General features: G+C 62.0%; 23 protein-coding genes. 11 read left to right on the forward strand and 12 right to left on the reverse strand.

The genetic code is table 11. From position 1 onward, the window contains the following. The coding region (locus ACR3FF_RS08535; protein WP_458187571.1) for a hypothetical protein at positions 1-340 on the forward strand (340 nt) is incomplete at its 5' end. A 220-nt stretch (positions 341-560) separates the two neighbouring features. On the opposite strand, the gene ACR3FF_RS08540 is transcribed toward ACR3FF_RS08535, so the two are convergent. Then, positions 561-1,040 (reverse strand): acyl-CoA thioesterase, encoded by a 480-nt coding sequence (locus ACR3FF_RS08540; RefSeq protein ID WP_458187572.1) that lies wholly within the window; start codon positions 1,038-1,040, stop codon positions 561-563. An 88-nt stretch (positions 1,041-1,128) separates the two neighbouring features. Between ACR3FF_RS08540 and ACR3FF_RS08545 the strand changes: the two genes are divergently transcribed. The 6 genes from ACR3FF_RS08545 (at position 1,129) to purM (ending at position 7,098) form a co-directional block, all read left to right on the forward strand. Further along, entirely contained in the window at positions 1,129-2,736 is a 1,608-nt protein-coding gene (locus ACR3FF_RS08545) for a bacterio-opsin activator domain-containing protein (protein ID WP_458187573.1), read from the forward strand. A gap of 42 nt (positions 2,737-2,778) precedes the next feature. Continuing rightward, entirely contained in the window at positions 2,779-3,123 is a 345-nt protein-coding gene (locus ACR3FF_RS08550) for a DUF7344 domain-containing protein (RefSeq protein WP_458187574.1), read from the forward strand. 98 nt (positions 3,124-3,221) lie between these two features. Beyond that, positions 3,222-3,509, forward strand: coding sequence for a HalOD1 output domain-containing protein (locus tag ACR3FF_RS08555; RefSeq protein ID WP_458187575.1), 288 nt, complete (start codon positions 3,222-3,224; stop codon positions 3,507-3,509). Positions 3,510-3,735: 226 nt separating this feature from the next. Next, complete coding sequence (locus ACR3FF_RS08560) at positions 3,736-5,451, forward strand: TraB/GumN family protein (protein ID WP_458187576.1); 1,716 nt, start codon at positions 3,736-3,738, stop codon at positions 5,449-5,451. Next, complete coding sequence (locus ACR3FF_RS08565; protein WP_458187577.1) at positions 5,448-6,083, forward strand: zinc metalloprotease; 636 nt, start codon at positions 5,448-5,450, stop codon at positions 6,081-6,083. Before ACR3FF_RS08560 ends, ACR3FF_RS08565 begins: the two co-directional genes overlap by 4 nt. Positions 6,084-6,123: 40 nt before the next feature. Then, positions 6,124-7,098: a phosphoribosylformylglycinamidine cyclo-ligase gene (gene purM, locus ACR3FF_RS08570; protein ID WP_458187578.1), complete on the forward strand. Its 975-nt coding sequence runs from the start codon at positions 6,124-6,126 to the stop codon at positions 7,096-7,098. Between the two features lie 28 nt (positions 7,099-7,126). Here the strand turns inward: purM and ACR3FF_RS08575 are convergent, their stop codons facing one another. The 8 genes from ACR3FF_RS08575 to ACR3FF_RS08610 form a co-directional block, all read right to left on the reverse strand. Beyond that, a complete protein-coding gene (locus tag ACR3FF_RS08575) occupies positions 7,127-7,912 on the reverse strand; it encodes a DUF2182 domain-containing protein (protein ID WP_458187579.1) in 786 nt (261 codons plus the stop codon). A 60-nt stretch (positions 7,913-7,972) separates the two neighbouring features. Then, the gene (locus ACR3FF_RS08580) at positions 7,973-8,584 is read right to left on the reverse strand and encodes a DUF1326 domain-containing protein (protein WP_458187580.1); all 612 of its coding nucleotides are present in this window, start codon (positions 8,582-8,584) and stop codon (positions 7,973-7,975) included. A gap of 195 nt (positions 8,585-8,779) precedes the next feature. Next, the gene (locus ACR3FF_RS08585; protein ID WP_458187581.1) at positions 8,780-9,319 is read right to left on the reverse strand and encodes a CBS domain-containing protein; all 540 of its coding nucleotides are present in this window, start codon (positions 9,317-9,319) and stop codon (positions 8,780-8,782) included. Between the two features lie 42 nt (positions 9,320-9,361). Beyond that, entirely contained in the window at positions 9,362-9,736 is a 375-nt protein-coding gene (locus ACR3FF_RS08590; protein WP_458187582.1) for a DUF555 domain-containing protein, read from the reverse strand. An 85-nt stretch (positions 9,737-9,821) separates the two neighbouring features. Further along, positions 9,822-10,298, reverse strand: coding sequence for a GNAT family N-acetyltransferase (locus tag ACR3FF_RS08595; protein WP_458187583.1), 477 nt, complete (start codon positions 10,296-10,298; stop codon positions 9,822-9,824). 69 nt (positions 10,299-10,367) lie between these two features. Beyond that, positions 10,368-10,628: a DUF7410 domain-containing protein gene (locus ACR3FF_RS08600; protein ID WP_458187584.1), complete on the reverse strand. Its 261-nt coding sequence runs from the start codon at positions 10,626-10,628 to the stop codon at positions 10,368-10,370. Then, complete coding sequence (locus ACR3FF_RS08605) at positions 10,625-12,016, reverse strand: hypothetical protein (RefSeq protein ID WP_458187585.1); 1,392 nt, start codon at positions 12,014-12,016, stop codon at positions 10,625-10,627. The genes ACR3FF_RS08600 and ACR3FF_RS08605 overlap by 4 nt, the downstream gene beginning before the upstream one ends. A gap of 102 nt (positions 12,017-12,118) precedes the next feature. Beyond that, positions 12,119-12,652 (reverse strand): Rrf2 family transcriptional regulator, encoded by a 534-nt coding sequence (locus ACR3FF_RS08610; protein ID WP_458187586.1) that lies wholly within the window; start codon positions 12,650-12,652, stop codon positions 12,119-12,121. A 148-nt stretch (positions 12,653-12,800) separates the two neighbouring features. Here ACR3FF_RS08610 and rocF point away from each other — a divergent pair, with 148 nt between their 5' ends. Next, positions 12,801-13,721 (forward strand): arginase, encoded by a 921-nt coding sequence (gene rocF / locus ACR3FF_RS08615; protein WP_458187587.1) that lies wholly within the window; start codon positions 12,801-12,803, stop codon positions 13,719-13,721. 446 nt (positions 13,722-14,167) lie between these two features. On the opposite strand, the gene gyrA is transcribed toward rocF, so the two are convergent. Next, positions 14,168-16,612, reverse strand: a complete 2,445-nt coding sequence (gene gyrA, locus ACR3FF_RS08620) for a DNA gyrase subunit A (RefSeq protein ID WP_458187588.1) — start codon at positions 16,610-16,612, stop codon at positions 14,168-14,170. After that, complete coding sequence (gene gyrB, locus ACR3FF_RS08625; protein ID WP_458187589.1) at positions 16,609-18,525, reverse strand: DNA topoisomerase (ATP-hydrolyzing) subunit B; 1,917 nt, start codon at positions 18,523-18,525, stop codon at positions 16,609-16,611. Before gyrB ends, gyrA begins: the two co-directional genes overlap by 4 nt. 514 nt (positions 18,526-19,039) lie before the next feature. On the opposite strand from gyrB, the gene ACR3FF_RS08630 reads away from it, so the two are divergent. Genes ACR3FF_RS08630 through ACR3FF_RS08640 form a run of 3 tightly spaced genes read left to right on the forward strand, consistent with a single transcriptional unit; the run spans position 19,040 to position 23,825 of the window. After that, a complete protein-coding gene (locus ACR3FF_RS08630; protein WP_458187590.1) occupies positions 19,040-21,457 on the forward strand; it encodes a DNA topoisomerase VI subunit B in 2,418 nt (805 codons plus the stop codon). Beyond that, positions 21,454-22,545, forward strand: coding sequence for a DNA topoisomerase IV subunit A (locus ACR3FF_RS08635; RefSeq protein WP_458187591.1), 1,092 nt, complete (start codon positions 21,454-21,456; stop codon positions 22,543-22,545). Before ACR3FF_RS08630 ends, ACR3FF_RS08635 begins: the two co-directional genes overlap by 4 nt. 44 nt (positions 22,546-22,589) lie before the next feature. After that, on the forward strand, positions 22,590-23,825 hold the full coding sequence (locus ACR3FF_RS08640) for a cation:proton antiporter (RefSeq protein ID WP_458187592.1): 1,236 nt from the start codon (positions 22,590-22,592) through the stop codon (positions 23,823-23,825). Between the two features lie 54 nt (positions 23,826-23,879). Here ACR3FF_RS08640 and ACR3FF_RS08645 read toward each other — a convergent pair whose 3' ends face one another. Continuing rightward, the gene (locus ACR3FF_RS08645; protein WP_458187593.1) at positions 23,880-24,629 is read right to left on the reverse strand and encodes an MBL fold metallo-hydrolase; all 750 of its coding nucleotides are present in this window, start codon (positions 24,627-24,629) and stop codon (positions 23,880-23,882) included. Positions 24,630-24,669 lie beyond the last annotated feature (40 nt).

Consider the following 24,669-nt stretch of genomic DNA (forward strand, 5'->3'; position numbering starts at 1 on the left):
GAAGGTGAAAAAGACCACGCCGAAAGAGACGAAGGTGAAAAAGACCACGCCGAAAGAGACGAAGGTGAAAAAGACCACGCCGAAAGAGACGAAGGTGAAAAAGACCACGCCGAAAGAGACGAAGGTGAAAAAGACCACGCCGAAAGAGACCACGACGACGGAGACGACGAAGAAATCGGTCGACGGCAAGGCTAAAGCCGACCAAGAGAACAAGCAGTCGAATGTCAACGCACAGGTCGGTGCCGCGAGCGCGTCGAACGAGAACTACCAGAGCCAGAGCGCGGACGACAACGAGCAGAGCAACGAAGCCAACGAAGAAGACGAGACGACCGTCGTCTGAACCAGAACGATAATCGGCGGTTCACCGTTTTTTCACCGGGCGAACATTGGACGACAGAATACGGTTTCCCGGTATTCGTCTCCGGAGACGGGTCGTTTTCGATGAGGGAAGTGACCAGGAAGGATGTCGGCAGTTGTCGAACGTGGTGAGACGATTCACGACGCCAGGTGGCCCACAGCGCTAAGTCGCTGTATCGGGAACGAGTCGAATCCTACCGCAGTCAATCGATTCGCTCGGCCACGGCGCGGAGTTGCTCGATGCGCTCCGTTCGTGCCGAATCACGGAGCGACTCCTGGTTCTCGTCGGGACACACCAGGTCCGGCACGGGGGTCGGGGTTCCCGACTCGTCCAGTGCGACGAAGGTGAAAAACGAGGTGGTCGTTTCCCTCTCTTCGCCCTCTTTGGGGTCTTCGGCGCGAACGTTCACCTTCACGTCGATGCTCGTCCGACCGGTGTCGAAGACGAAGGCCTCGACGATAGCCACCTCGCCGAGGTCGATCGGCGAGATGAAATCGACGTGGTCCATCGACGCGGTGACACACTGCTGGTTCGAAAATCGCATCGCTGCGATGGCCCCGCAGATGTCCATCCAGTGGAGCACCGCACCCCCGAGTGCTCGTCCGAGGTTGTTCGTGTCGTTCGGCAGGAGGATTTCGGTCATCTCGGTGTACGAGTCCATCAACGTCGAGGTGGCTGGCATAGTCCGAGGTTGACGGTCACCGTATTTAGTTCGTCCCAGTTCGAGCGCCGCGCCAGAGTTATCGTCGTCGGACGACTGTCTCCTCTCGATGAGTCGGGAGCGGGAGACCGGATTGGTACCGGACGAGAGGGTCGCTTCGACGGTCGGGGACGGCGTCTATCAACTCGATACGACGGGGCACTTCGTTTCGGTCAACGACGCCGTGGTGGCAGTGACGGGATACGACCGCGAGGAACTGCTGGGGGCACACGTCACGCTCGTCGTCGCCGAAGACGACGCTGCTCGCGTCGAAGCCGAAATCGGGGAACTGCTGGCGACTGGGCCGGAGGACGTTCGAACGACCGAGCTATCGATTCGAACGGCCGACGGAAAATCGGTTCCGTGCGAACTCCGTTTCTCGGTCGTTCGGGAGGACGGTGATTTCGTCGGGACGGTCGGTGTCGCCCGCGACGTGTCGTCCAGAGAGAAACGAGACGCGGAACGAAAAGCACAACGCGACGAACTGGAGCGTTTGCGTCGTATCAACACCGTCATTCGGAGCATCGACCGTGCCGTCGTCCGGGCAGAAACCACCGACGAAATCGAACAGGCGGTCTGTAACCGTCTCGCGAACGCCGACCCGTATCGGTTTTCTCTGGTCGCAACGTTCGACCCCCAGTTTCGGGAGTTGGACGTAAAGACGTGGGCCGGAATCGACGACGAGTACGTCGAACTCGTCCAGCAGGCGAATTTCGATATCTCCGCCGGGCCCGGAGCGACGGCGGCCCGAACCAAGACGGCGTACGTCGTCCAGGACATCGAACGTGGAGACTACGACTGGAGCGGCCCGGCGTCCGAATGTGGATTTCAATCGATGGCGACCGTTCCGCTGATTCACGACGAGACGGTGTACGGCGTGCTCGCGGTCTACTCGGACCGACCGTACGCGTTCGACGAATCCGAGCGAACTGTGTTGTCGGAACTGGGTGAGATGGTGGGTCACGCGTTCGCTGCGGTGAAAAGCAGACAGGCGCTCGTCGCAGAACGGGTGGTCGAACTGGAGTTTCGGCTAGAGGACGACGACCACTTTTTCACTGCGCTTTCCGGACGAGAAGACTGTACGATACGGTTCGAGGACGCCGTTTTCCGTTCGGACGGCCTGCTCCTCCTGTACCTCTCGGTTAGCGCGGCCGACCCAGCACGCATCGTCGAAGCCACTGCCGAGTCTCCGAGCGTAACACACCTTCGTGTCGTTCGGGAGGGCGAAGACGAGTGTCTACTGGAACTCCACTACGAGGAGTCGTCCGCGTTTACGACGCTGGCAGACTACGGTGGCGTCGTCAGGTCTGCAGTGTCGGACGATGGCGTCGGTCACGTTCTCATCGACCTCCCGGAGACCGAGTCCGTCCGCGAGGTGGTAGACGCGATGGCGGGCGTCTTCGAGACGACCGAACTGGTCTCTCGCAAAACCGTCAAACGCTCCGTCGAGACGCGCGGACAGTTCCGTGACACGCTCGACCAGCGATTGACCGATCGCCAGCGAAACGTCCTCAGGGCCGCGTATCGAGCGGGTTACTTCGAGTGGCCGCGCGAGACGACGGGTGAAGAACTGGCGACGTCGCTCGACATCTCGGCACCGACGCTGCACAAGCATCTCAGACTCGCCGAAGCCATCGTTCTCTCGGCGCTCTTCGACGACACCCGCGAGGCTAATTGATTAGCCCTCTCGTTCAATACCGGCCGGAAGATGATATGGTACGTGCAACACGATAGCCCTATCGAGAACGAAACCGACGCGAGTCGGTGGAACGGTTCCACCGCTGCCGACCCTGACACACTCTTTACGGTACTCGCGGACAGGTACCGCCGTGAAACGCTGGTAACACTGCGGGCCGAGGACGAACCGGTATCGCTGCGCACCCTCACCGCTCGCATCGAAGGTGACGACGACCAGACCCAGCTCCTCCTTCGCCACGTCCACCTTCCGATGCTGGCCGATTCGGGTCTGATCACGTGGAACAGAACGCGAGAGTCGGTCGAAATGGACACGGTTCCCGACGAGTATCTGTCAGCCCTCGACAGTATCTACCGGACGACGTGTTAATATTGCCCGGTTCTGTTTCGTATTTACAAGCGCAATAGTTGAAGCCACAAGCGGATGGTCGGGTTTCTCGACCTAGTGATTATGAGAGTGACCGAACAGTGATAGTAGATACGCCCGAACCAGCCGCGTCGGCACAGTACTCGTGGGGTGGCGAGATGACGCTCGTCCACACTATTGTCGAAACGCTCGCGTCAGCGACCGGACGACCTCCGGAAGACATTCCGCCCCTCCACCACGTCTTCGACGTGGACGCCCTCGAATCTATCTTCGGCCCGCGAGAAAACGGCCAACTCAGACCACTCACCAGGTCTATCTCCTTCGTCGTGGACGACCACGAAATCGAAGTACAGAGCCACGGCCGCGTCATCGTCCGCTCCGTGAAGTAGCCCGATTGCCCGTGGAGCGAATTTTCTGGTGAGGTAGAGAGCACAGCTAGAGACGTCGACGAGGGACAGGGCCACCGTGAGTAGTAAGCCTTCGCGGTCCTACGGCGGCGAGTGGAGCTGCGAGCGACGTCTCTCACGTCCCCGAACCCCCCCGATTCGAGTAGAACGGGTAGAAACGTGTCTCGTCACCGATAACGGTAAAAACGGAGGGTGAGTAACGAGAGTGATGACCGACCAGGACCCGCCGCCGTCCGGAGGCGGCGAGGGGAACGTACGAGTCGTCGGGACCGCCCACGTCTCGGAGAAGAGCGTCGAGCGCGTCGAATCGGCCGTCGAAGAGGAGCGACCCGACGTGGTCGCGGTCGAACTCGACGAGGGCCGATACAAGCAGATGCAGGGCGAAATGGCAGACGACCTCGAACCGTCCGACCTGCTTCACGGTAACACCGTCTTTCAGTTTCTCGCCTACTGGATGCTCTCGTACGTGCAAGCACGCATGGGCGAAGAGTTCGACATCGAACCCGGCGCGGACATGAAAGCCGCCATCGAGGTGGCGGAGAAGACGGGCAGTGAGGTGGCGCTGGTCGACCGCGACATCCAGATGACGATTCAGCGATTCTGGGCGCGGATGACGTTGCGAGAGAAGTTCAGGATGGTCGGCAGTCTCGCGCTGGGCGTAACCGACCCGCTCACCCTCGGACTCGTCGGGGGTGCCACGATAGGGGTCTTCTTCGCGATGTTGTTCGGCATCTTCGTCGCACCCATCCTCGGACTGAACGAAGCGCTCACCCTCGGTGCGGGTGCGGGCACGTTCCAACTCGTCGGCGGCCTCGCAGGCGGTGCGTTCGCCGGACTCGCACTCGGTGCGTTCGCCGTCTCACTCGGCGCGACGAGACGGTACGACATCGCGCTCGGCGGCGGACTCGTCTTCGGCGTCGTCGTCGGTCTCGCGGCCGGCGTGGGGTCCGTGGCAGTCGTCGACGTCGCGACGCTCGAATCCATCGGAGCGGTCTCGCTGCGGGTGTTCACGGCCCTCGCCGTCGGCGTGGGCGGCGGACTCCTCCTCGGACTGATCGGTAGTGCCTACCTCGGCACGGGCGTCGAAGAGGAGGAGTTCGACGAAGAGTTCGACGTCGAAGACCTGACCGACGGCGACGTGATTACGGCCATGATGGAGGAGTTCCGTCGCTTCTCTCCCGGCGGGGCAGAAGCGCTCATCGACGAACGCGATGCGTTCATCGCTCACCGACTCGTCGAACTCCGTGAAGCAGGACACAACGTCGTCGCGGTCGTCGGTGCGGGCCATCGGGCAGGAATCGAAAACTACCTCGCCAACCCGAGCAGTCTGCCGCCCATGGCGTCGCTGGTCGGGACGGAGAAAGGACGGCGCTTCTCGCTTTTCAAGGCGTTCGGGTACCTGGTGACCGTCGGGTTCTTCGCCTTCTTCGTCCTGCTGTTTATGGCCGGCGTGCGGCGAACCTTCCTCCTCGAAGTGTTCGCGGCGTGGTTCCTGTTCAACGGTATCTTCGCCTTCTCGATGGCGAAACTGGCGGGCGCACACTGGCTCTCCGCGCTCGTCGGCGGGGCCATTGCGTGGCTGACGAGCATCAATCCTCTCCTCGCACCCGGCTGGTTCGCCGGGTACGTCGAGTTGAAATACACGCAGGTCAACATCGGCGACATCGGCAAACTAAACGAGATAATGAAAGACGAACAGAGTCCACTCTCGGACATCCTGTCCCGAATGCTCGACGTGCCGCTCTTTCGACTCATCGCAGTTGTCGCCATGACGAACCTCGGGAGCATGATCGCGACGTTTCTCTTTCCCTTCGTCGTACTGCCGTTCCTCGGGCCTGAAATCGGAGGTCCTGAGGAAATCACGCGGTTGATGATAGAGGGGGCACGGAACAGCGCGGACATCATCTGGGAGGCGTTGACGTGAACGTTCGTTTCAGCGGGCGCGAGATTCGGGACCTGTTGGTGGCGTGGCTCGCCCTCGGCGTCGCGTTCACCCTGTTTCTCCAGCCGGGTTTCGTGCAGTCGTCGATTCAACCTGGTGGCGGCGTCTCCGGCACGTTCCTCAGGGCGTTCGGTATCTCGTTACTCACGGCGGGGGTCGGGTTTCTCCTGCACGAACTCGCGCACAAGGTGACGGCGATTCGATTCGGCCAGATAGCGGAGTTCCGCGCGGACTACGGCATGCTGTTTATCGCCATCGTCAGCGCACTCGCTGGCTTTCTGTTCGCCGCGCCCGGTGCGGTGTACCACCGCGGGATGGTGACGGAACGCGAGAACGGTCTCATCGCGCTAGCGGGACCGGTGACGAACGTCGCACTCGGTGCGCTCTTTTTCCCGATTTGGCTGTTCGCACCCGGTGACTCGTTCGTCAATCTCCTCGGCCACCTCGGCGTGCAGATAAACTTCCTGCTCGCGGGGTTCAACATGCTTCCGTGGGGGCCTCTCGACGGGAAGAAGGTGCAAAGCTGGAGCACCACGGCGTTCCTCCTCACGTTCGTCCCCTTCCTCCTGCTCGCGGTGTACGCGCTGTTGTTCATGCCGTTCCCCCGATTCTGAGAACGGCACATCTTTACTCGCCCGGTGCGCGCGTTCGACCATGAGCGAGGAGGAGGAACTCACCTACGCTGACGCAGGGGTGGACATCGACGCGAGCGAGGCGGCAACGGCGGCGCTCGTCGGCGCGGTCGCTGACATCGACAACACGACAGACTACGCGGGCTTGCTCGACATCGGCGACCAGTATCTCGCGCTGGCGACCGACGGCGTCGGGACGAAACTGCTCGTCGCGGAGGCACTGGGCGATTATTCCACGGTCGGCATCGACTGTATCGCCATGAACGCCAACGACCTCGTCGCCAGCGGGGTCGAACCGGTCGCGTTCGTGGACTATCTCGCCGTGGACGAACCGAGTGAGGAGTTCTCCGAACAGGTCGGCGACGGACTGGCCGCGGGTGCAGAGGAGGCCGGAGTGGCCCTCGTCGGTGGTGAAACCGCCGTCATGCCGGAGGTCATCACCGGCCTCGACCTCGCGGGGGCCTGTGCCGGACTCGCACCGAAGGACGCCATCTTCCCCGGCGAGGCCGAGGTCGGCGACGTGCTCGTCGGCTTCGAATCCAGTGGCATCCACTCGAACGGCCTGACGCTGGCCCGGAAAGCCGCCACCAAAAATCACGAGTACGGCGATTCGTTCCCACACGGCGAGGGCACGGTCGGCGAGCAGTTGCTCGAACCGACGCGCCTCTACACCTATCTCCTTCCGGAACTCCGCACGCGCGACATCCACGCTGCCGCGCACGTGACCGGCGGCGGCTGGACGAATCTCCTGCGGATGGGCGATTACCACTACGAGGTAACCGACCCCTTCCCTGCCCAACCGATTTTCGAGTTCGTACAGGAGGAGGGCAACGTCTCCGACGAGGAGATGCACCGCACCTTCAACATGGGAACCGGATTCGTCGTGGCACTGCCGAGAGACGACGCCGAGAGTCTGGTCGAAAAGACGGACGGTCGAATCATCGGCACCGTGGAAGACGGCGAGAGCGTGGCGATTCGCGGACTGAGCCTGGAGTAACTGGACCACACGTCCCCGTCCACCGTCCTCACACGAGGGTCCAGACGAGGAGCGCGAAACCGCTCACACCCGACAGCACACCGACGCCTTTCGAGAGGATACCACCCCACGAGACCGTTCGTTCGAGCGAGAGGACGACGGTGATGAGGGCCATCCAGACGAGGTTCATCGTCCCGACGACGACCATGAACGCGAACAGCGCCCAGCAACAACCGAGACAGAACAGGCCGTGGTCGAATCCCATTCGTGCCGCGCCTCGGGCACCCGGTCGACGATGTTGCATCAGAAATCCCAGCGGTGAGCGACAGTGTTCGAGACAGCGGTCTTTGTACGGCGACAGCTGATACACCGACAGAAAGAGGAGCGTTCCGGCGAGGAGGACGCCACTGCTTGTGATTGCCGTAAGCGGCACGAGGTGATTGGCGACGAGTGGAACGAGGCCGGTCGCCGTCCAGACGAGGGTGTAGGTCCCGAGAAAGGCACCGAGTCGGGAGAGTTTCGTCCGAGCGGGAATCCCATCGAGCGTGCGGTAGTACAGTCGGACGAGCGGCACCGACGAGGGGTACATCATCGCGACCATCATCACCGCCCACATCGCCACGTAGAGAACCCAGCCTGTCGCACCGTTCGTCGTCGCCATCGCCTCCGGTACCCCGGGGTCGGCCATGTCCATCGCTCCCGACCGTTCCGGCATCGGTAGCCACCGGCCGATCATGGCGAGCCACGCGACGACTGCGAGCAGATACACTCCCGCCGCGACGACTGTCGTTTCGCGTGCCGTGAGGATTCGACGGAGTGGTTCGGGTCGGTGCATGGTCGACGAGTGGAAGACGACGTCCGGTTCGATCCACGTCAGAGACGGTCACTCTGTGACTCAGCCGTTCGCCAACTCGAATTCACAGAAGTACGAATTGTTCCCCCCGACGTCCCAGGAAAAGTCGTCGTCGTGGGCGACGGTCGCAGTCGTCGATTTGCCCGTCTTGGCTTCGAGACTCTTCGTCAGCGGGTATGGCGATATCATCCCGACCTCGTCGTTGAAACCGACCTTCCCGACCGTCTCCATCGCGACGGCGTCCCCCACCGAGACCGAAAACTCCGATTCGTCCCGTTCGAAGCTGAAGGGAGCGGTCGTGACCTCGGTCGTCTCGAAGTGGGTGTCGGCGACCGGCCCCCAGATACCGCCCGCTCGCCCGAAGTAGATGTCTTCGAGGGCGGCCCTCTGTTCGTCGTCTGCCTCGTCGTCGACGATGAGCACGACGTGCCATCCAGTGTCCGGGCCGAACATGACCCCTTCCTCGGTGTGTATCAACATCCCCACCGATAGCCCACTCAAGTCGGTGTCACCGTACTCTCCGTTCTCGATGTCCCAGACCAGTGACGCCCGACAGACCTCGTCGTCGGGGGGTTCCAGCCAGATGCACTGACACGTCACGTCACAGTTGCAGGCTTCGACGAAATCTCCCTCCAGATGCCAGTTCGTAGCCATTATTTCGACCTCGTGACGAATGCCAACACATAGCATATTAGCTCTGAGTGTTAACTATCTGCGACGTTCGTGAAAAGTATCAGTTTTTCTCACCCGAACGCGACTCCCGACCGACGAACGAACGCCCGATGCTCGCGGGTTCGCTCGTCCAGACACGCACCGACACCCCGGTCTCCGTCGATTCGAACGGTGACCTTACGACAACCGTGCTGCGATGTCTGCCTCGGTCACGATGCCGACCGTCTCGCCTTCTTCGGTGACCATCACCGCTTTGTAGTGGTCGAGCAGATTGCTGATTTCGTCCAGTGTCGCCGACTTCGAGACGGTCGGGAAACTCTCGCTCATGTAGTCGCGAACCGGTTCGTCGCGGGCGTCCGAATCGACGTGGACGAGGTCGCTCTCGCTAATCGAGCCGACCGGGACGCCCTGCTTGATGACTGCCAGTTGGGAGTAGCCCGCTTCCTGCATCTTCTGTACCGCCGCGCTCACCGGGTCGGTCGGCGCGACGTGGACGACGTCTTCGTGCATCAGGTCGTCGGCGCGTACGATGTCGCCCTCGGACTCTTCTAAGGCGTTGACGATTCGTCGGAGCGTCGAGAGCCGCGGGTCCACGTCGCCACCCTCGATTCGGGCGATGAGCGGCTGTGAGACGCCCGCTCGATTGGCGAGTTCGCTCTGCGTGAGACTCAGGTCGGTCCGTCGTTCCCTGAGGTCTTGCGGTGTCGGGAGTTCCATACGAGAAATAACCAGCGGTTATGTCATAAATCGTTCGACTCTTCAGGCGTCGCCGAAGTCAATCTCCTCGTCTTCGTCGTACTGGATGGTTTCGACCACGGAGAGCGGCACGTCGCGGAGTGCGCCACCGACCTCACTCTTCGCGATGCGCTGGGCGTGCTCTTCGCTGTCCGCGTTGAACACCTTCATCTCGAGGACGAGGCCGACGAGCGCGGTGTGGGCCGCGATGAACGCCGAGTCGAAAGGTTCGCCGCAGGCGGGACACCCCGTCGCGCCGACTTCCACCTCGACGTAGTCCATGTTCTTCTGATTCAGGCGTTTTCCGGCTTCGCTGACCGCGACGCCGATGGCGTCGTCGATGTCGCCGACGTCTCGTACCAACCAGGCCGCCTCCATCGCAACGAGGTAATTGCTCATACGAGAGTCGAGACGCCCGAGGGTTTCGTGTCTTTTGGTTTCCGCCCAGAAATCGCCTGTCACAGAAGTTTTCGGTTATCCCCGACTACAGGTCTCGCGTCATCTCCACGCACGCCAGTTCGACGCCGCCGGTCGTCTCGTGTTCGACGGTCGCGACTCGTTCGTATCCGGCCTGGTCGTAGAACTCGACCGCGTTCAGTGACGCGTAGAGAGATAGCGAATCGAGTCCTTCCTCCCTCCCTCGCGCTTCGAGATGGGAGAGCAATCGGGCACCCACCCCTCGCCGGGCGTAGTGCGGGTGGACGTACACGGCGTCGACCGTCTCGGTGTCGAAGTCGACGCGACCGAACCCCGCGAGTTCTCCGTCGATTTCCGCGACGGCGATGTAGACCGCATCGTCTCGCACCGACTTGCGGTACGGTTCGCTCCCGTCCGGTTTCGTCGCCCACGCGTCTACCTGCTCGTCGTGGTAGGACTCCGGTCCGAACGCTTGGATGGACGCGACGTGGAGGTCGAGAATGGCCGCTGCGTCGGCTTCGGTGGCGGAGCGAATCGAAATCATGCAGTTCGGGACGCTCGCGACGTACGTAGACTTATCGAACGGGTCGATACTCCATCCAGACTCCCCGTCTCACGTCACGATGGAGTACGTAAAGAGGAATCCAAAATACAGGAATACGAGGAGCGCGAGCGCCTTGAGGCGGAACAGCCGCAGTTCTTCCGTCTCGTCCTCGTAGGCCTCGTGGAACGCAGCGACCTCCGCTTCCGACAGGTCGTCGCCGTGTTCCAGCCCTCGATGGAGAACGAGATACTCGTCGCGTCGGAACGGTTGTCCGCAGTACGCGCACGTGACGGGCGATTCGTCGGTCGGGACGTCGGTATCGAGTGTCATAGTTCCGGAAGGCTGGCGAGAGTCGGTTGCGAGACGATCCACATGCTCGTCATCGTGTAGAGAATCATCACGCCGACGAGCGGGTACTGACTCCGCACCGCTTGCAGTCTGCTCGGAAACACGCTGTAGGCCGTCGCGTGGGCTACCCACACCGCGAGCAGGTGGCCGAGCAGGACGAACGCCATGTTCAGACCGCCGAAAAACGACGGGAGAACGAGTATCGTCGCCTGCGGAGGGTTCGCGGGATTCGCGAGCACACCGAGCAGGGTCGGCGACAGCGAGAGGAAGTAGTTCAGATAGTGGGCGAGGTGGTAGCCCGCGGCGATTGGAAGCAGGGACGGCGCGAACCGGCGAGCGATTTCACCGGGGGTGAGGTAGGTATCCCCGATTTCACGGACGAACCGTGCCGCCGCCCAGTAGACCCCGAGGAAGAGTGCGTAGCCACCGAGCAGTGCCACGAGATACACCAGGCGCGGCGGTAGCCCGACACCGACGCCAGCGCTCGCGATGGTGCCCCAGAGGTCGGTCACGACGAACCCGTCGTACGTCGTCACCCAGAGGATTGCGACGACGAACGCGACTTCGTCTCGCCCCGTCACCAGTTTCGTCTCGGTCAGCCGCGCACCGGGCAACTGCAGTTCGAACCCGGACTCGGTTCGTCGAATCGGGGCGACTCGTCCGTAGTAACGGAACACGCGTGCGACCGGGTCGACGGTCGCGAACCAGCGGTCGGTGCCGAACGTCGTGGTACCGGCGAGCGTCACGACGGAGTAGACCAGAATCACGCCGACCAGCAACCTCGCGTCGTCGGCGAGGGGACTGACCACTTCCAGCCAGACGAGCGCTAGCAGTCCGACGACGCTCGGCCACGCACCCAATCGCTCCGGATAGTCGACGTCGGGTGTTGGAACGACCGAGTCGACCCCCTCGGCCAGCGTCCGCCACGGATTCAAGGTGGGCCACGTGTTTCCGACGAGGTACACCGTCGCCGTGTAGCCGGCCCACCACCCCACCCAGACGACGAGGATGGCGACGTTTTGCCGAGCGACTGTCGGGCCGAACAGCCCTCCGACGACGATTCCGACGAGTGCGAGGACGCCAGCGACGCGGACGACAGTGACGAGTCTGTTCGCAGACAGCGAGGTGAACCGCCGCCACCCGTGAATCGCACGGATGAGCGACCGGTCGGTGACGAAACTGGCGAGGAGAAACGACGCACTCACGGCACCCCCGCCGGTGAGCAAGAACAACCAGAGTGGAACCGACAGTGACTCCGAGGACCCTCGCAGACTCCCCCCGTGCGCCAGCGCGTGGCCCGAAAGGACGCCGACGACCCAGAGTACGGCGACCGACCGAGCGGCGTAGGTTATCGCAGTTCGGCGGTTCATCACCGGCGCTAGGGGCGTCCGTCGATAATACCTTCCGAAACGAGGTCGAGAACGGAAAAAGAGAACGAGGGTTCGAGGCGAAACGATCTGACGGCGTGACGGTCAGTGTTCGGGCTCTTCGGTCGGCGCTTCCATGTCCGTTATCTTCAGGATGACGATGTTCTGGGTGTCGTCTTTGCCGTCCACGAGGCCCTCGACGACGAGTTTCGAGAGTGGGGTCGGACCGACGGTAATCTCGTCACCTTCGTGGATGTCCCGGACCGAACCGCGAAGGTGAATCTCGGCGCGACAGAGTTCCGGGTGATGGACGCTCGTGAGGTCGATTTCTTCGACGTTGCCGACCTCGACCCGTTCGCCGTTGTGAAACAGCGGCACCTGGGCGGCGCTGTCCAACTGGTGGATGTCGAGCGCTTCGAATGCGGTTGCGGTCGGTTTGTACCCACCCTTCGGACCGGGAACGCCTTCGACGAGTTGGAGGGCTTTGAGACTCTGCATCTGGTTTCTAATCGTTCCGGGGTTGCGGTCGACTTCTTCGGCGATGTCCTCGCCTTTGACCGCGTCTTCAGTCTCTCGGTGGAGATTTACGAGTGCCGTCAGAATCGTTTTCTGGCTCGGCGTCAACTCAATGCTCGACATTACCCGAATATAAGGAATAGATTTCCTTAAATGCGACGAATATCGAAGGAGAATCGCGGTGCGATACAACGAGCGTCGTGGACCTTTAAGTTCGTACTCCGTCTTCGAAAGGGAGGTTTTGAAACCCCTTCGACTCGTCTTCGGTCGTATGGTCAAGACAGTTCAGATAATCGGGGCACCGGTCGACTACGGTGCGAACCGACGCGGAGTGGACATGGGGCCGTCGGCACTTCGATACGCCGGACTGGCCGACGACCTCGCCGACGCAGGGGTCACCGCCATCGACACCGGAGACTTGCTCGTTCCGCGCGCGGAAGAGCGCGACCCGGAGACCGACGAACCCGCCGAGGGGAAAGCGAAGTTCCTGCGCGAGACGGCTGACGCCTGTTCCCGCCTCGCCGACGAAGTGGCGGGGGCGCTCGCCGACGACGCCTTCCCGCTCGTCCTCGGCGGCGACCACTCCATCGCTATGGGGTCGCTGCGCGGGTCGGCCCGCGACGCAGACATCGGGGCCGTCTGGTTCGACGCGCACGGTGACTTCAACACCCCGCAGACCTCCCCGAGCGGGAACGTCCACGGGATGCCACTCGCCGGGGCGCTCGGCATCGACGATTTCCTCGACACCGAGTGGGCCAACGCCCCACGACTCCGCGAGGAGAACGTCGTCCTCGTCGGTCTGCGGAGCATCGACGAGGCCGAACGCGAGGCCATCCGCGAAAGCGAGGTGACCGCCTACACGATGTCCGACATCGACGAACACGGTATCAACGACGTCGTCGAGGAGGCCCTCGATATCGCCACCGACGGCGTGGACGGCATCCACGTCAGCCTCGATCTGGACTGGCTCGACCCCAAGGAAGCCCCCGGCGTCGGGACGCCGGTTCGCGGCGGTGTCACCTACCGCGAGGCCCACTCCGCGCTCGAAACCGTGGCCAAGCGCGACGAACGCGACGACGTCCTGCGTTCGCTCGAACTCGTGGAAGTGAACCCCATCCTGGACGAGCACAACGAAACTGCAGAGCTGGCGACCGAACTGGCCGCCAGCGCGCTCGGGAAATCGATTCTTTAACCACGACCTTTTACGACGGTTGAGGGCCAGCGCCCGCGTCGCCGCGACGCGGGCGCTGGCCGTCTCCTTGACGGGCTGGCCGTCTCCTTCACGGGCTATGCCCGTGCCGGAACGAGACGGCTTTGCCGTCTCGCATTCCCTGTAAAAGCTCGACCAAAAGCACGGCGTAACCCCCTCAGTCGCTACACTCCTTCGGGGGTTCCTTGGCCCGGAAATCGGAGATTTCCCGGTGGGCGAGCTAGCCGCTGGTGGTTGTGTCACCGGCTGGTTTCTGGTGGTTGTGTCACCGGCTGATTTCTGGTGGTTGTGTCACCGGCTGATTTCTGGTGGTTGTGTCACCGGCTGATTTCTGGTGGTTGTGTCACCGGCTGATTGCCGGCAGTAGCTCGTGGGCAGATTCGCGCGATTCGCATTTCGAAAGCCGTGCGACGAAAGAGAAAACGCGGTTACTTGTCGGTGGACGACGCGGGAATCACGTCAACGCTCGCCACCTGGTCGTCCGCTGCGACGTCCATCACCGTCACACCCATCGTGTTGCGACCGACTTCCGAGATGTCTGCCGCACGGATGCGCATGATCTGGCCGCGTTCGCTCATGATGACGAGGTGGTCGTCCTCGGTGACGTTCTTGATCGACGTGACCGAGCCGTTTCGGTCGCCGGTCTTGATGTCGATGAGTCCTTTCCCGTTGCGCGACTGTGACCGATACTTCGAGAGGGGCGTTCGCTTGCCGTACCCCCGTCGGGTGACGGTGAGCAGGTCGCGCGACTCGCTATCGGCGGCGACCATCCCGACGACTTCGTCGTTGCCTTCGAGTCGGATGCCGTGAACACCGCGTGCACTGCGCCCCATCTCGCGGGCTTCCGTCTCGTCGAACCGGATGGTCATCCCGTTTTTCGTGGCGACGACGAGGTCTTTCGTTCCGTCGGTGACTTTCACGTCCACGAGTTCGTCGCCGTCTTCGAGTCGCGCCGCGATGATTCCCGTCGAGAGGATGTTCTCGAACTCTTTCGCCGCGGTCCGTTTGACGTAGCCCTGCCGAGTGACCATGCTCAGACTCTCGTCCTCGGCGAACTCGTCCGTCGTGATGACGGCGGTGAGTTCCTCGCCCCTGTCCAGATCGAGGAGGTTGATGGCGGATTTGCCCCGGGCAGTACGCGACATCTCCGGTATCTCGTAGGTCTTCAGCCGATAGACCTGCCCGTGGTTCGTGAAACAGAGCAGGTAGTCGTGAGTGTTCGCACGGAACACCTTCGAGACGCGGTCGTCTTCTTTCACGTCAGCGCCGATGATACCCTTGCCGCCGCGACCCTGCGCGTCGAACCGGTCGATGGGCATCCGTTTGACGTAGTCCTGTTCGGTGACGACGACGAACACGTCCTCCTCGGCGATGAGGTCCTCGCGCGTGACCTCCGAGGTGTCCTCGACGATTTTGGTCCGGCGGTCGTCGGCGTACTCGTCTTTCATCTCCAGCAGCTCGTCTTTGATGACGGCGAGCAGTTCCGATTCGTCGCCGAGGATGGTTTCGAGGCGCTCGATGCGCGCCGTGACCTCCTCGTACTCCGATTCGATCTCCTCGGATTCGAGCGAGGTGAGACTGCCGAGTTGCATCCGAACGATGTGTTCGGCCTGCTTCTCGGAGAAATCGAACGTCTCCTGCAAGCCCGTCCGTGCGCCATCGCGGTCGTCCGAACCGCGGATGAGTTCGACCACGTCGTCGATGTTGTCGAGCGCGCGCAGTCGCCCTTCGAGGATGTGTGCGCGTTCTTCGGCCTCGCCGAGTTCGAACTCGCTCCGGCGTCGGACGACCTCTCGTCGGTGGTCGAGATAGTGCTGGAGCAGTTCTTTCAGCGTCAGCACTTTCGGCTGGCCGTCGACCAGCGCGAGCGAGATGATGCCGAAGGTTCGTTCGAGATGGTGGTCGAGCAGTTGGTTCTCGACGACCTCCGGGATGGCGTTTTGCTTCAGTTCGACCACGACGCGAATCCCGTCGCGGTCGGACTCGTCGCGCAGGTCGCGAATGCCGTCGATGGTACCGTCGTTGACGAGATTGGCGACACGCTCGATGAGTCGCGCTTTGTTCGTCTGGAAGGGCAGTTCGGTGATGACGATGCGATCGTCTTCCACCTCGTACTCCGCACGCACCCGGAGTCGCCCCCGGCCGGTCTTGTACGCCTGGTGGATGTCGTTTCGCCCGACGATGTTCGCGCCGGTCGGGAAGTCGGGGCCCTTGACGTGTTCCATCAGGTCCTCTACCGTCGCGTCGGGAGTGTCGATGAGTTCGACGGTGGCGTCGATGACCTCGCCGAGGTTGTGCGGCGGGATGTTGGTAGACATCCCGACCGCGATTCCCGACGACCCGTTGACCAGGAGGTTCGGCACGGAGGCGGGCAGGACTTCGGGTTCCTGCAAACGGTCGTCGTAGTTGGAGTGGAACTCAACCGTGTCCATCTCGATGTCGGCCAGCAGTTCCTCCGCGATGGGTGCCATCCGGGCCTCCGTGTACCGCATCGCGGCCGGTGGGTCGCCGTCGACGCTGCCGAAGTTCCCCTGCCCGTCGATGAGCGGGTAGCGCATCGAGAACGACTGGGCCATCCGGGCGAGGGCGTCGTATATCGACTGGTCGCCGTGGGGGTGGAAATCACCCATCGTGTCCCCGACGATGTTCGAGGACTTGCGGTGGGCCGCACCGCTCGTCACGCCGGAACGGTGCATCGCGTAGAGGATGCGCCGATGGACGGGTTTCAGCCCGTCGCGCACGTCCGGCAGTGCGCGGCCCGCGATGACGGACATCGCGTAGTCGATGTAGCTCTGTTCCATCTCGTCCTCGACGCGGACGGTCTGGACGCGCTCTGCAACTTCGTCGGGTACGTCCGGTGACTCTGAACTCATATATCGACCCACTCGGCTTCCGTCGCGTGGTCCTGGATGAACTGTTTGCGCGGTTCGACGGCGTCACCCATCAGCACCGAGAACATCTTGTCCGCTGCGGCGGCGTCCTCGATGGTAATCTGTTTCAGGATGCGATTCTCCGGGTTCATCGTGGTATCCCACAACTGCTCGGGGTTCATCTCGCCGAGACCCTTGAATCGTTGTACCTGCGAGGGGTTGCCGTCACACTTCTTCTCGATGATGCGGTCGCGTTCTTCCTCGGTCATCGCGTCGTACGTCTTGCCGCGATAGCGGACGCGGTACAGCGGCGGTTGGGCCGCGTAGACGTAGCCCGCTTCCAGCAGCGGTTTCATGTACCGGTAGAGCAGCGTGAGATACAGCGTCCGGATGTGCGCACCGTCCACGTCGGCGTCGGTCATGATGATGATTTTGTGGTAGCGCGCCTCCTCGATGTCGAACTCCTCGCCGACGCCTGTCCCGATGGCGGTGATGAAATCGCGTATCTTCTCGTTTTCGAGCACGCGGTCGAGGCGGTGTTTCTCGACGTTCAACACCTTCCCGAACAGCGGGAGGATGGCCTGGAACTTGCGGTCGCGGGCCTGTTTTGCCGACCCACCTGCGGAGTCACCCTCGACGACGAACAACTCCGACTCGGTCGGGTCGCGCGTCTGGCAGTCCGCCAGTTTGCCGGGGAGCGCACTCGTTTCGAGTGCGCTCTTCCGGCGGGTGAGTTCCTCTGCCTTCTTCGCGGCTTTGCGAGCCTTGGCCGCCTCGACTGCCTTTCGGATGATGGCCTGTGCCGTGTTCGGGTGCTCTTCGAAGTAGACCGACAGTCCTTCGTGGACCGCGCTCTCGACGATGCCCCGGACCTCGCTGTTGCCGAGTTTCGTCTTCGTCTGGCCTTCGAACTGCGGGTCGGGGTGTTTGATGGAGATGACCGCAGTCAACCCCTCGCGGATGTCCTCGCCCCGGAGGTTCTCGTCGATGTCGCTGAGGAGGTCGTTGTCGTTCGCGTAGTCGTTGACGACGCGCGTGAGGGCTGTTTTGAACCCGGTCAGGTGTGTCCCACCCTCGCGGGTGTTGATGTTGTTGGCGAAGGCGTGAATCGAGCCCTGCAGTTCGTCGGTGGCCTGCATCGCCACTTCGACCTGGATGTTTTGCTCCTCGTCTTCGAAGTAGATGACCTCGTCGTGGAGGGACGTCTTCGTCTCGTTCAGATACTCGACGAACTCTCGGATGCCACCCTCGTAGTAGAACGAATCGCCCTTTTCCTCGTCGCGTTCGTCCTCCAGCGTGATTTCGACGCCCGAGTTGAGGAACGCGAGTTCTCGCAGACGATTCTCCAGCGTCGAGTAGTTGAAATCGCTCGTTTCGAAGATGTCGTCGTCGGGCCAGAATCGAATCTCGGTTCCGTTCTCCTCGTCGGCGTTCAGGTCACGGACGCGTTCCATCTCGCCGCCGGGTTCGCCGCGCTCGAAGGTCTGTCGCCAGATCCCGCCGTCGCGTTTCACCTGGACTTCGAGGCGCTTGGAGAGGGCGTTCACCACGGAGATGCCGACGCCGTGGAGGCCTCCGGAGACCTGATAGGATTTGTTGTCGAACTTCCCACCGGCGTGCAGGACCGTCAGGATGACCTCCAGTGCGGGTCTGTCGTACTCTTCGTGGGTATCGACCGGGATGCCCCGACCGTCGTCCACGATGCTGACAGAATCGTCCTCGTGAATCGTCACGTCGATGGTATCACAGTAGCCAGCGAGTGCTTCGTCGATGGAGTTGTCCACGACTTCGAACACGAGATGGTGTAACCCGCGAGTGTCGGTAGAACCGATGTACATCGCCGGACGCTTTCGAACGGCCTGAAGCCCCTCGAGCACCTGAATCTGCCCGGCTCCGTACTCATTTCCGTCGCTCATAAATTCTGATTTATCGTAGACGCCCCCAACTGATAAAGGTCACGCACGCGCGCGCACGGAACAGAAAAAACTATCCTCCAGAGAGAGACAGGAACCCCCGCGAACGCGACGAACTACGTTTCATCGAAGCGAGACGATGCAGGAACGCGGCACATTTTTTCGGTGGTTCGAAACTCGTATCTCGATACGAGTTTCCTCGACTGATGTACACCGCCGCTTTCCCTCCGCACCTGTGAATTATGGCGAATTTAATCGTCGCATCGACCGGCGTGAGTGCCATACAGCCACTCACCACCGTGGCCGCGGCCACGGCCGAAAGACGGAGGAGAAACGAGCGACGGGTGTCGGAGGACATCTCTTTGTTTTTATCTTATCGCATCGAAAGTATTTAAACGCCCTCGTCGTATCGAATCGGCTCCGACGGACTATTTTGACGCTTCGTCCGTCCACTTTCACTTTCACTCCGCACCATCGGGGCAGTTTTAACCTACCCGGCGATAAATACGTCCGAAGAATGCCTTCGATGCAGTCGACGCTCGGCGACGAGGGGATCGCCGAAGAACTGGCCCAGAGCCAGCGACAGATCTCCATCGCCGAGTTCTTCGAGAAGAACAAGCACATGCTCGGGTTCGACAGCGGTGCCAGGGGGTTGGTCACCGCCGTCAAGGAGGCCGTCGACAACGCCCTCGACGCCTCCGAAGAAGCCCGATTGAAACCGTTCGTTCGCGTCAAGATAGAGGAGAACGGGGATTACTATCGCCTCATCGTCGAGGACGAGGGGCCGGGTATCACACGAGAGCAGATTCCGAAGGTGTTCGGGAAACTGCTCTACGGCTCTCGGTTCCACAAACGCGAACAGTCCCGCGGACAGCAGGGTATCGGTATCTCCGCCGCCGTCCTCTACTCGCAGTTGACCAGCGGGAAACCCGCGAAAATAACGAGCAAGCCGAAAGGAACCACCGGCCAGCGCTACTTCGAACTCATCATCGACACCGACGAGAACGAACCGGAGATCCAGACCGAATCCGACACCCCGCCAGTCGGACGCGAACTCGTCGGCACGCACGGGACGCGAATCGAACTGGAGATGGAAGCGAACATGCGCGCCCGCCAGCAACTCCTCCGGTACATCAAACACACCGCGGTCGTCAATCCGCACGCGAAGATCGTCTTCGAAGAGCCGGGGATGGAAGCGGGCGACGAACTCGTCTTCGAGCGCGCAGAGGGTGCCGCCCTCCCCGCCGAGACCGAGGAGATTCGCCCGCATCCACACGGCGTCGAACTCGGCACCCTCCTGAAGATGCTCGCCCAGACCGACTCACACAGCGTCTCGGGCTTCCTCCAGACCGAGTTCACCCGCGTCGGGAAGAAGACGGCGGAGAACGTCATCGAGAACTTCCGCGACCGCCACTTCGGGCGCGAGGCCGCGTGGCGACCGCCCCAACCCCACGAGGAAGCGGATATCGCCGCCGCCGTCGAGGCGGCGGTCGCGAACAAGGGTGCCGACGCCACCGCCGCCTTCGCCGAGCGCGTCACCGCAAAAATCGAAGAGAGTGACCGAATCTCGCACCATCAGGTGCGCGCGGTCGTCGCGGTCACCGCCGAGGAGGTCGAAGACGAGTTCGGCACGTCCTTCGGCGACACGGTACAGGAGAACGCACTCGAGGCCGCGTGGGACGCCATCACCGACGACCGAGTGTCCGACCTCTACGAACTCGTCGACGAGGCGACGAGCACCCGGAAAGACGACGAGACGGTTCGCGCACTCGCCGAACGAATCGCAGCGAAGTTCGACGGCGAGGAGGGTACGGACCGGGCGACCGAAAAACGCCTGACTGAGTACGTCGAGCGCGCGGCGGACATGACCGAAGAGCGCGCGGACGCGACCATCGGCGAGACGGCCCGTGAGAACGTCGTCGACGCCATCTGGGAGTCGATGGTGACGGTGCCCGACGACGTACCGAAGGTGAAAGCCATCGCAGACGACCGCGACACTGCAAGCGAACTGCTTGATGCGATGGCGGTGACCGACATCATCGCTCCCCCGACGAACTGTCTTTCGCCCATCACCGCCGAACTCGTGGAAGCCGGACTTCGCAAAGAGTACGACGCCGACTTCTACGCGGCGGCGACCCGCGACGCGGACGTTCACGGCGGCGACCCCTTCATCGTAGAAGCAGGAATCGCCTACGGCGGCGAGTTGGACGCCGAGGGGTCTGCGGAGGTGTTGCGATTCGCCAACCGTGTTCCGCTCGTCTACCAGCGCGGGGCCTGTGCGACGACGGACGTGATTAAGTCCATCGGCTGGCGCAACTACAATCTCGACCAACCCGGCGGGCGTGGAATCCCCAACGGACCGGTCGTCATCATGGTTCACGTCGCGTCCACCAACGTTCCGTTCACGAGCGAGTCGAAAGACGCCATCGCCAACGTCCCGGCCATCGAAGACGAGATAGAGTTGGCGATTCGGGAGGCGGCACGCGAACTCAAATCGTACCTCAAGAAGCGTCAATCGCTCAAGAAACGCCAGAAAAAACAGAGCGTCATCGCCACCATTCTCCCCGAGATGGCACACAAACTCTCGGAAGTGACCGGCCGAGAGGAACTCGTCATCGAAGACTCGCTGGCGCGCATAATGAACAACGTGCTCGTCGAACGCGAAGTCGAGGACGGAACCGTCAGCCTCGTCATCGAGAACCACTCCTCGACGAACGAATCGCCGAAACTCACCGACATCGTCGCGACCAGACCCGAGAATCTCTCGGACGGTGCGTCCGCAGTCGAGATGGACGGCGAGTGGTTCGTCACGTGGGAACCGACCGTCGAGAGCGGTGAGGAGGCCGTACTCGAGTACACCGTCGCTGACGACGTATCGTTCGACAGCGTGACCGTCGAAGGAATCGAAGCGGAACGACTGACCAACAACACATGAGCGCAGATATCGACGCCGAAGCCCAGGTAAAACTCATCGACCTCGCCGCAGAGTTCTACGACCAGTTCGCAGCGGGAGAGATTCCCCACATGTCCATCCCGACGCGGACGAAGAGCAACATCGAGTACGACGAAGACGAACGCGTCTGGGTGTACGGCGACCGGACGAGCACCCGCAGTGCGAACAGCGTCCGTGGGGCACGGAAACTGCTGAAGGCCGTTTACACCATCGAGTTCCTCTCGAACCAACTCGAAGAAGACCGCTCTTCGACCCTCCGTGAGTTGTACTACCTCTCGGAATCGTGGGACTCGAAGGAAGCGCAGTTTTCCGACCAGGACGAGTCGAACCAGCTCATCGAGGACCTGGAAATCGTCTCGGACGTGACCCGCGAGGACTTCCACATGCGCCCGGAGGAGTCGGGTGCGACCATCATCGGCCCCCTTCACCTCCGAGAACAGACTCGCCGGGGCGAACGTGACATCCACTGCCAGGAGGACGTCGGCGAAGGTGGCTACCAGATTCCGAACAATCCGGACACCATCGAGTTTCTCGACCACGACACGGATTTCATCCTCTGTGTGGAGACCGGTGGTATGCGCGACCGACTCGTCGAAAACGGCTTCGACGAGGAGTACAACGCCCTCATCGTCCACCTGAAAGGGCAGCCAGCGCGTGCGACCCGACGTATCACCCGGCGACTCCACGAGGAACTCGACCTTCCCGTCACGGTGTTCACCGACGGTGACCCGTGGAGTTACCGCATCTACGGGTCGGTCGCCTACGGCTCTATCAAGAGTGCGCATCTGAGCGACTATCTCGCCACGCCCGACGCGCAGTTCATCGGCATCCAACCCGGAGACATAGTCGAGTACGACCTTCCGACGGACCCCCTCTCGGACTCGGACAAGAACGCACTCGAAAGCGAACTGGAGGACCCACGCTATCAGACCGACTACTGGCGAGAGCAGATAGAACTCCAACTCGACATCGAGAAGAAGTCCGAACAGCAGGCGCTCGCTTCGCATGGGTTGGACTTCGTGACCGACACTTACCTCCCCGACCGCCTCGGTGAGATGGGTATCATCTGAACCGGCCACGATTTTTTACGCTCGAATGCCATCGGTCAGGATGGATGCAACCGGTAGACGAGTACATCGTTTCGCTGTTCTTCGTTCTCCTCGTCGCCCTGGGAGTTCGCCTGGTCGTCAACCAGTTCTCTAACGTCTCTTACTCCGCCGTGCTCGTGTTGACGGGATTTCTCATCTCGCTTTTCGGTATCGACGTCGGGCTCGTCCTGTCACACGACACCATCATGGCCGTGTTGCTCCCGGCGCTCTTGTTCCAGGGCGCGGTCGAACTGGACTTGGGGGCGCTCCGAAACTCGGCTATCGTTCCCGTCGTTCTCGTCGTCGTCGGCATCCCGGCCGCCGTCGCTCTTCTCGCCCCGGCGACGACGTTCGCGACGGGTCTACCGCCGTTCGTCGCGCTGCTTTTCGCGGTTATCGTCTTGCCGACCGACCCGGCGGCGGTCCTGTCTCTCTTCGAGGAACTGGGTGCCCCGGACCGACTCTCGAACATCGTCGAGGCCGAGAGCCTCCTCAACGATGGCGTCGGGGTCGTGCTCTTCGCCATCGTCCTCGACCTGTGGTGGCGAGCCGACCAGCCCGGGGCCAGTCTGTCTTCCGACCTGTCGGCGGCGGTCTTGCGATTCGGTACCGATTTTCTCGTCGTCGGTGTCGGCGGGTTACTGCTCGGGATGGGTCTGGGATACGCGGCTCATCGGCTCACGTGGTGGATAGACGAGCGCATGGCGACGGTGCTGTTGACTGCCTCCGTCGCGTACGGCAGTTTCCTCCTCGCGGAGTATTATCTGGGCGTGAGTGGAATCCTCGCGACGGTCGGTGCTGGCCTACTGATGGGTATTCGGGGAGAGGAGTACACCGAACGCCCCGAGGACGTCGCGTTCATGCACGCCGTGTGGGATACGGCTGCCTTCGTGGTTACGACGCTGCTCTTCTTGCTAATCGGCGCGAACGTCCGAATCGAGAATCTCGCTGCAAACGTCGAACTCGTCACGGTCGCACTGGTGTTGGTCGTCACCGTCCGTGCCGTCGTCGTGTACGGTCTCCTCGGTGCGCTGAACGTCGTCAGGCCACACTCGATTCCGATGAGCTATCAACACGTTCTGATATGGGGCGGCCTCCACACCGTCATCCCAGTGGCGCTCGTGCTGGGTACGCCCGCCGCGGTACCGTTCCGGACGGAGCTTCGAACCATGGTGTTCGGCGTCGCTGTCTTCGGAACCGTCGTACAGGGCCTGTTGATGCCATACGTTCTCCGAGCGACTGGAACCGCAGCAGACGGATGACGGTTCTCGGCCGACGACGGACCTCGCCTCGCTATCGACGTTCGACCGTCGTCGTCACTGCTCGTCCAACACGACGGGGACGCCCCGTTTGGCGACGTCCGTCGCGAACGCACCCGAATCGGTTTCCAGCGCTGAGAACGTGTCGTAGTGAATCGGCAGGACGAGCCCCGGGTTCAACCCCGCTGCCAGTTCCGCCGCTTCGTGTCTGTCCATTGTGAAACTCCCGCCGATGGGTGGGAGAAAGAGCGACACCTCGAGTTCCGAATGCCCTTCCAGTACGTCCGAGTCGCCGGGCCAGAAGACCGTCGTTCCAGCCAGCGAGAGCAGATAGCCGACGCCGAAGCCTCTCGGATGGAACGGTTCGCCGTTCGCGTTCGTGTGGGGCCCGTCCGATTCGTTGTAGGCCGGAAGCGACCAGACCTCACAGTGGCCGACCGTGCAGCGGTCTTCTTCCCCGATTCGCCGGACATCGTAGGGGAGGTCGTCCACTGCTTTCACGTCCCGGTCGATTTCGGAAGCGTCGACTCCCTCGTAGACGACGACGGTGGCGTCCTCCCCGGCGACGCGTTCGATTCCGTCGGAATCGTAGTGGTGGTCGTGCGTGACGAAGACGGCGTCGCCGTCCCGTGCGTGGTAATCGACCGGGTTCGGGTGGGCCGCATCCGGACTGTCCGGTTTCCATTCGCCGGTCAGGACGCCGTACCGACCGGGGTCGACGTACGCGACGAACCCGTCTTCGGTTTCGAGTCGGACCGTCGCGTAGCCGAACCACTCCACCGTCAGGCCGTCGTACTGAACCGTCATACCAGTCGATAGTCTCGTTTTCGCGTAAAAGGGTTGGGGT

Source organism: Haladaptatus ordinarius, assembly GCF_054177595.1.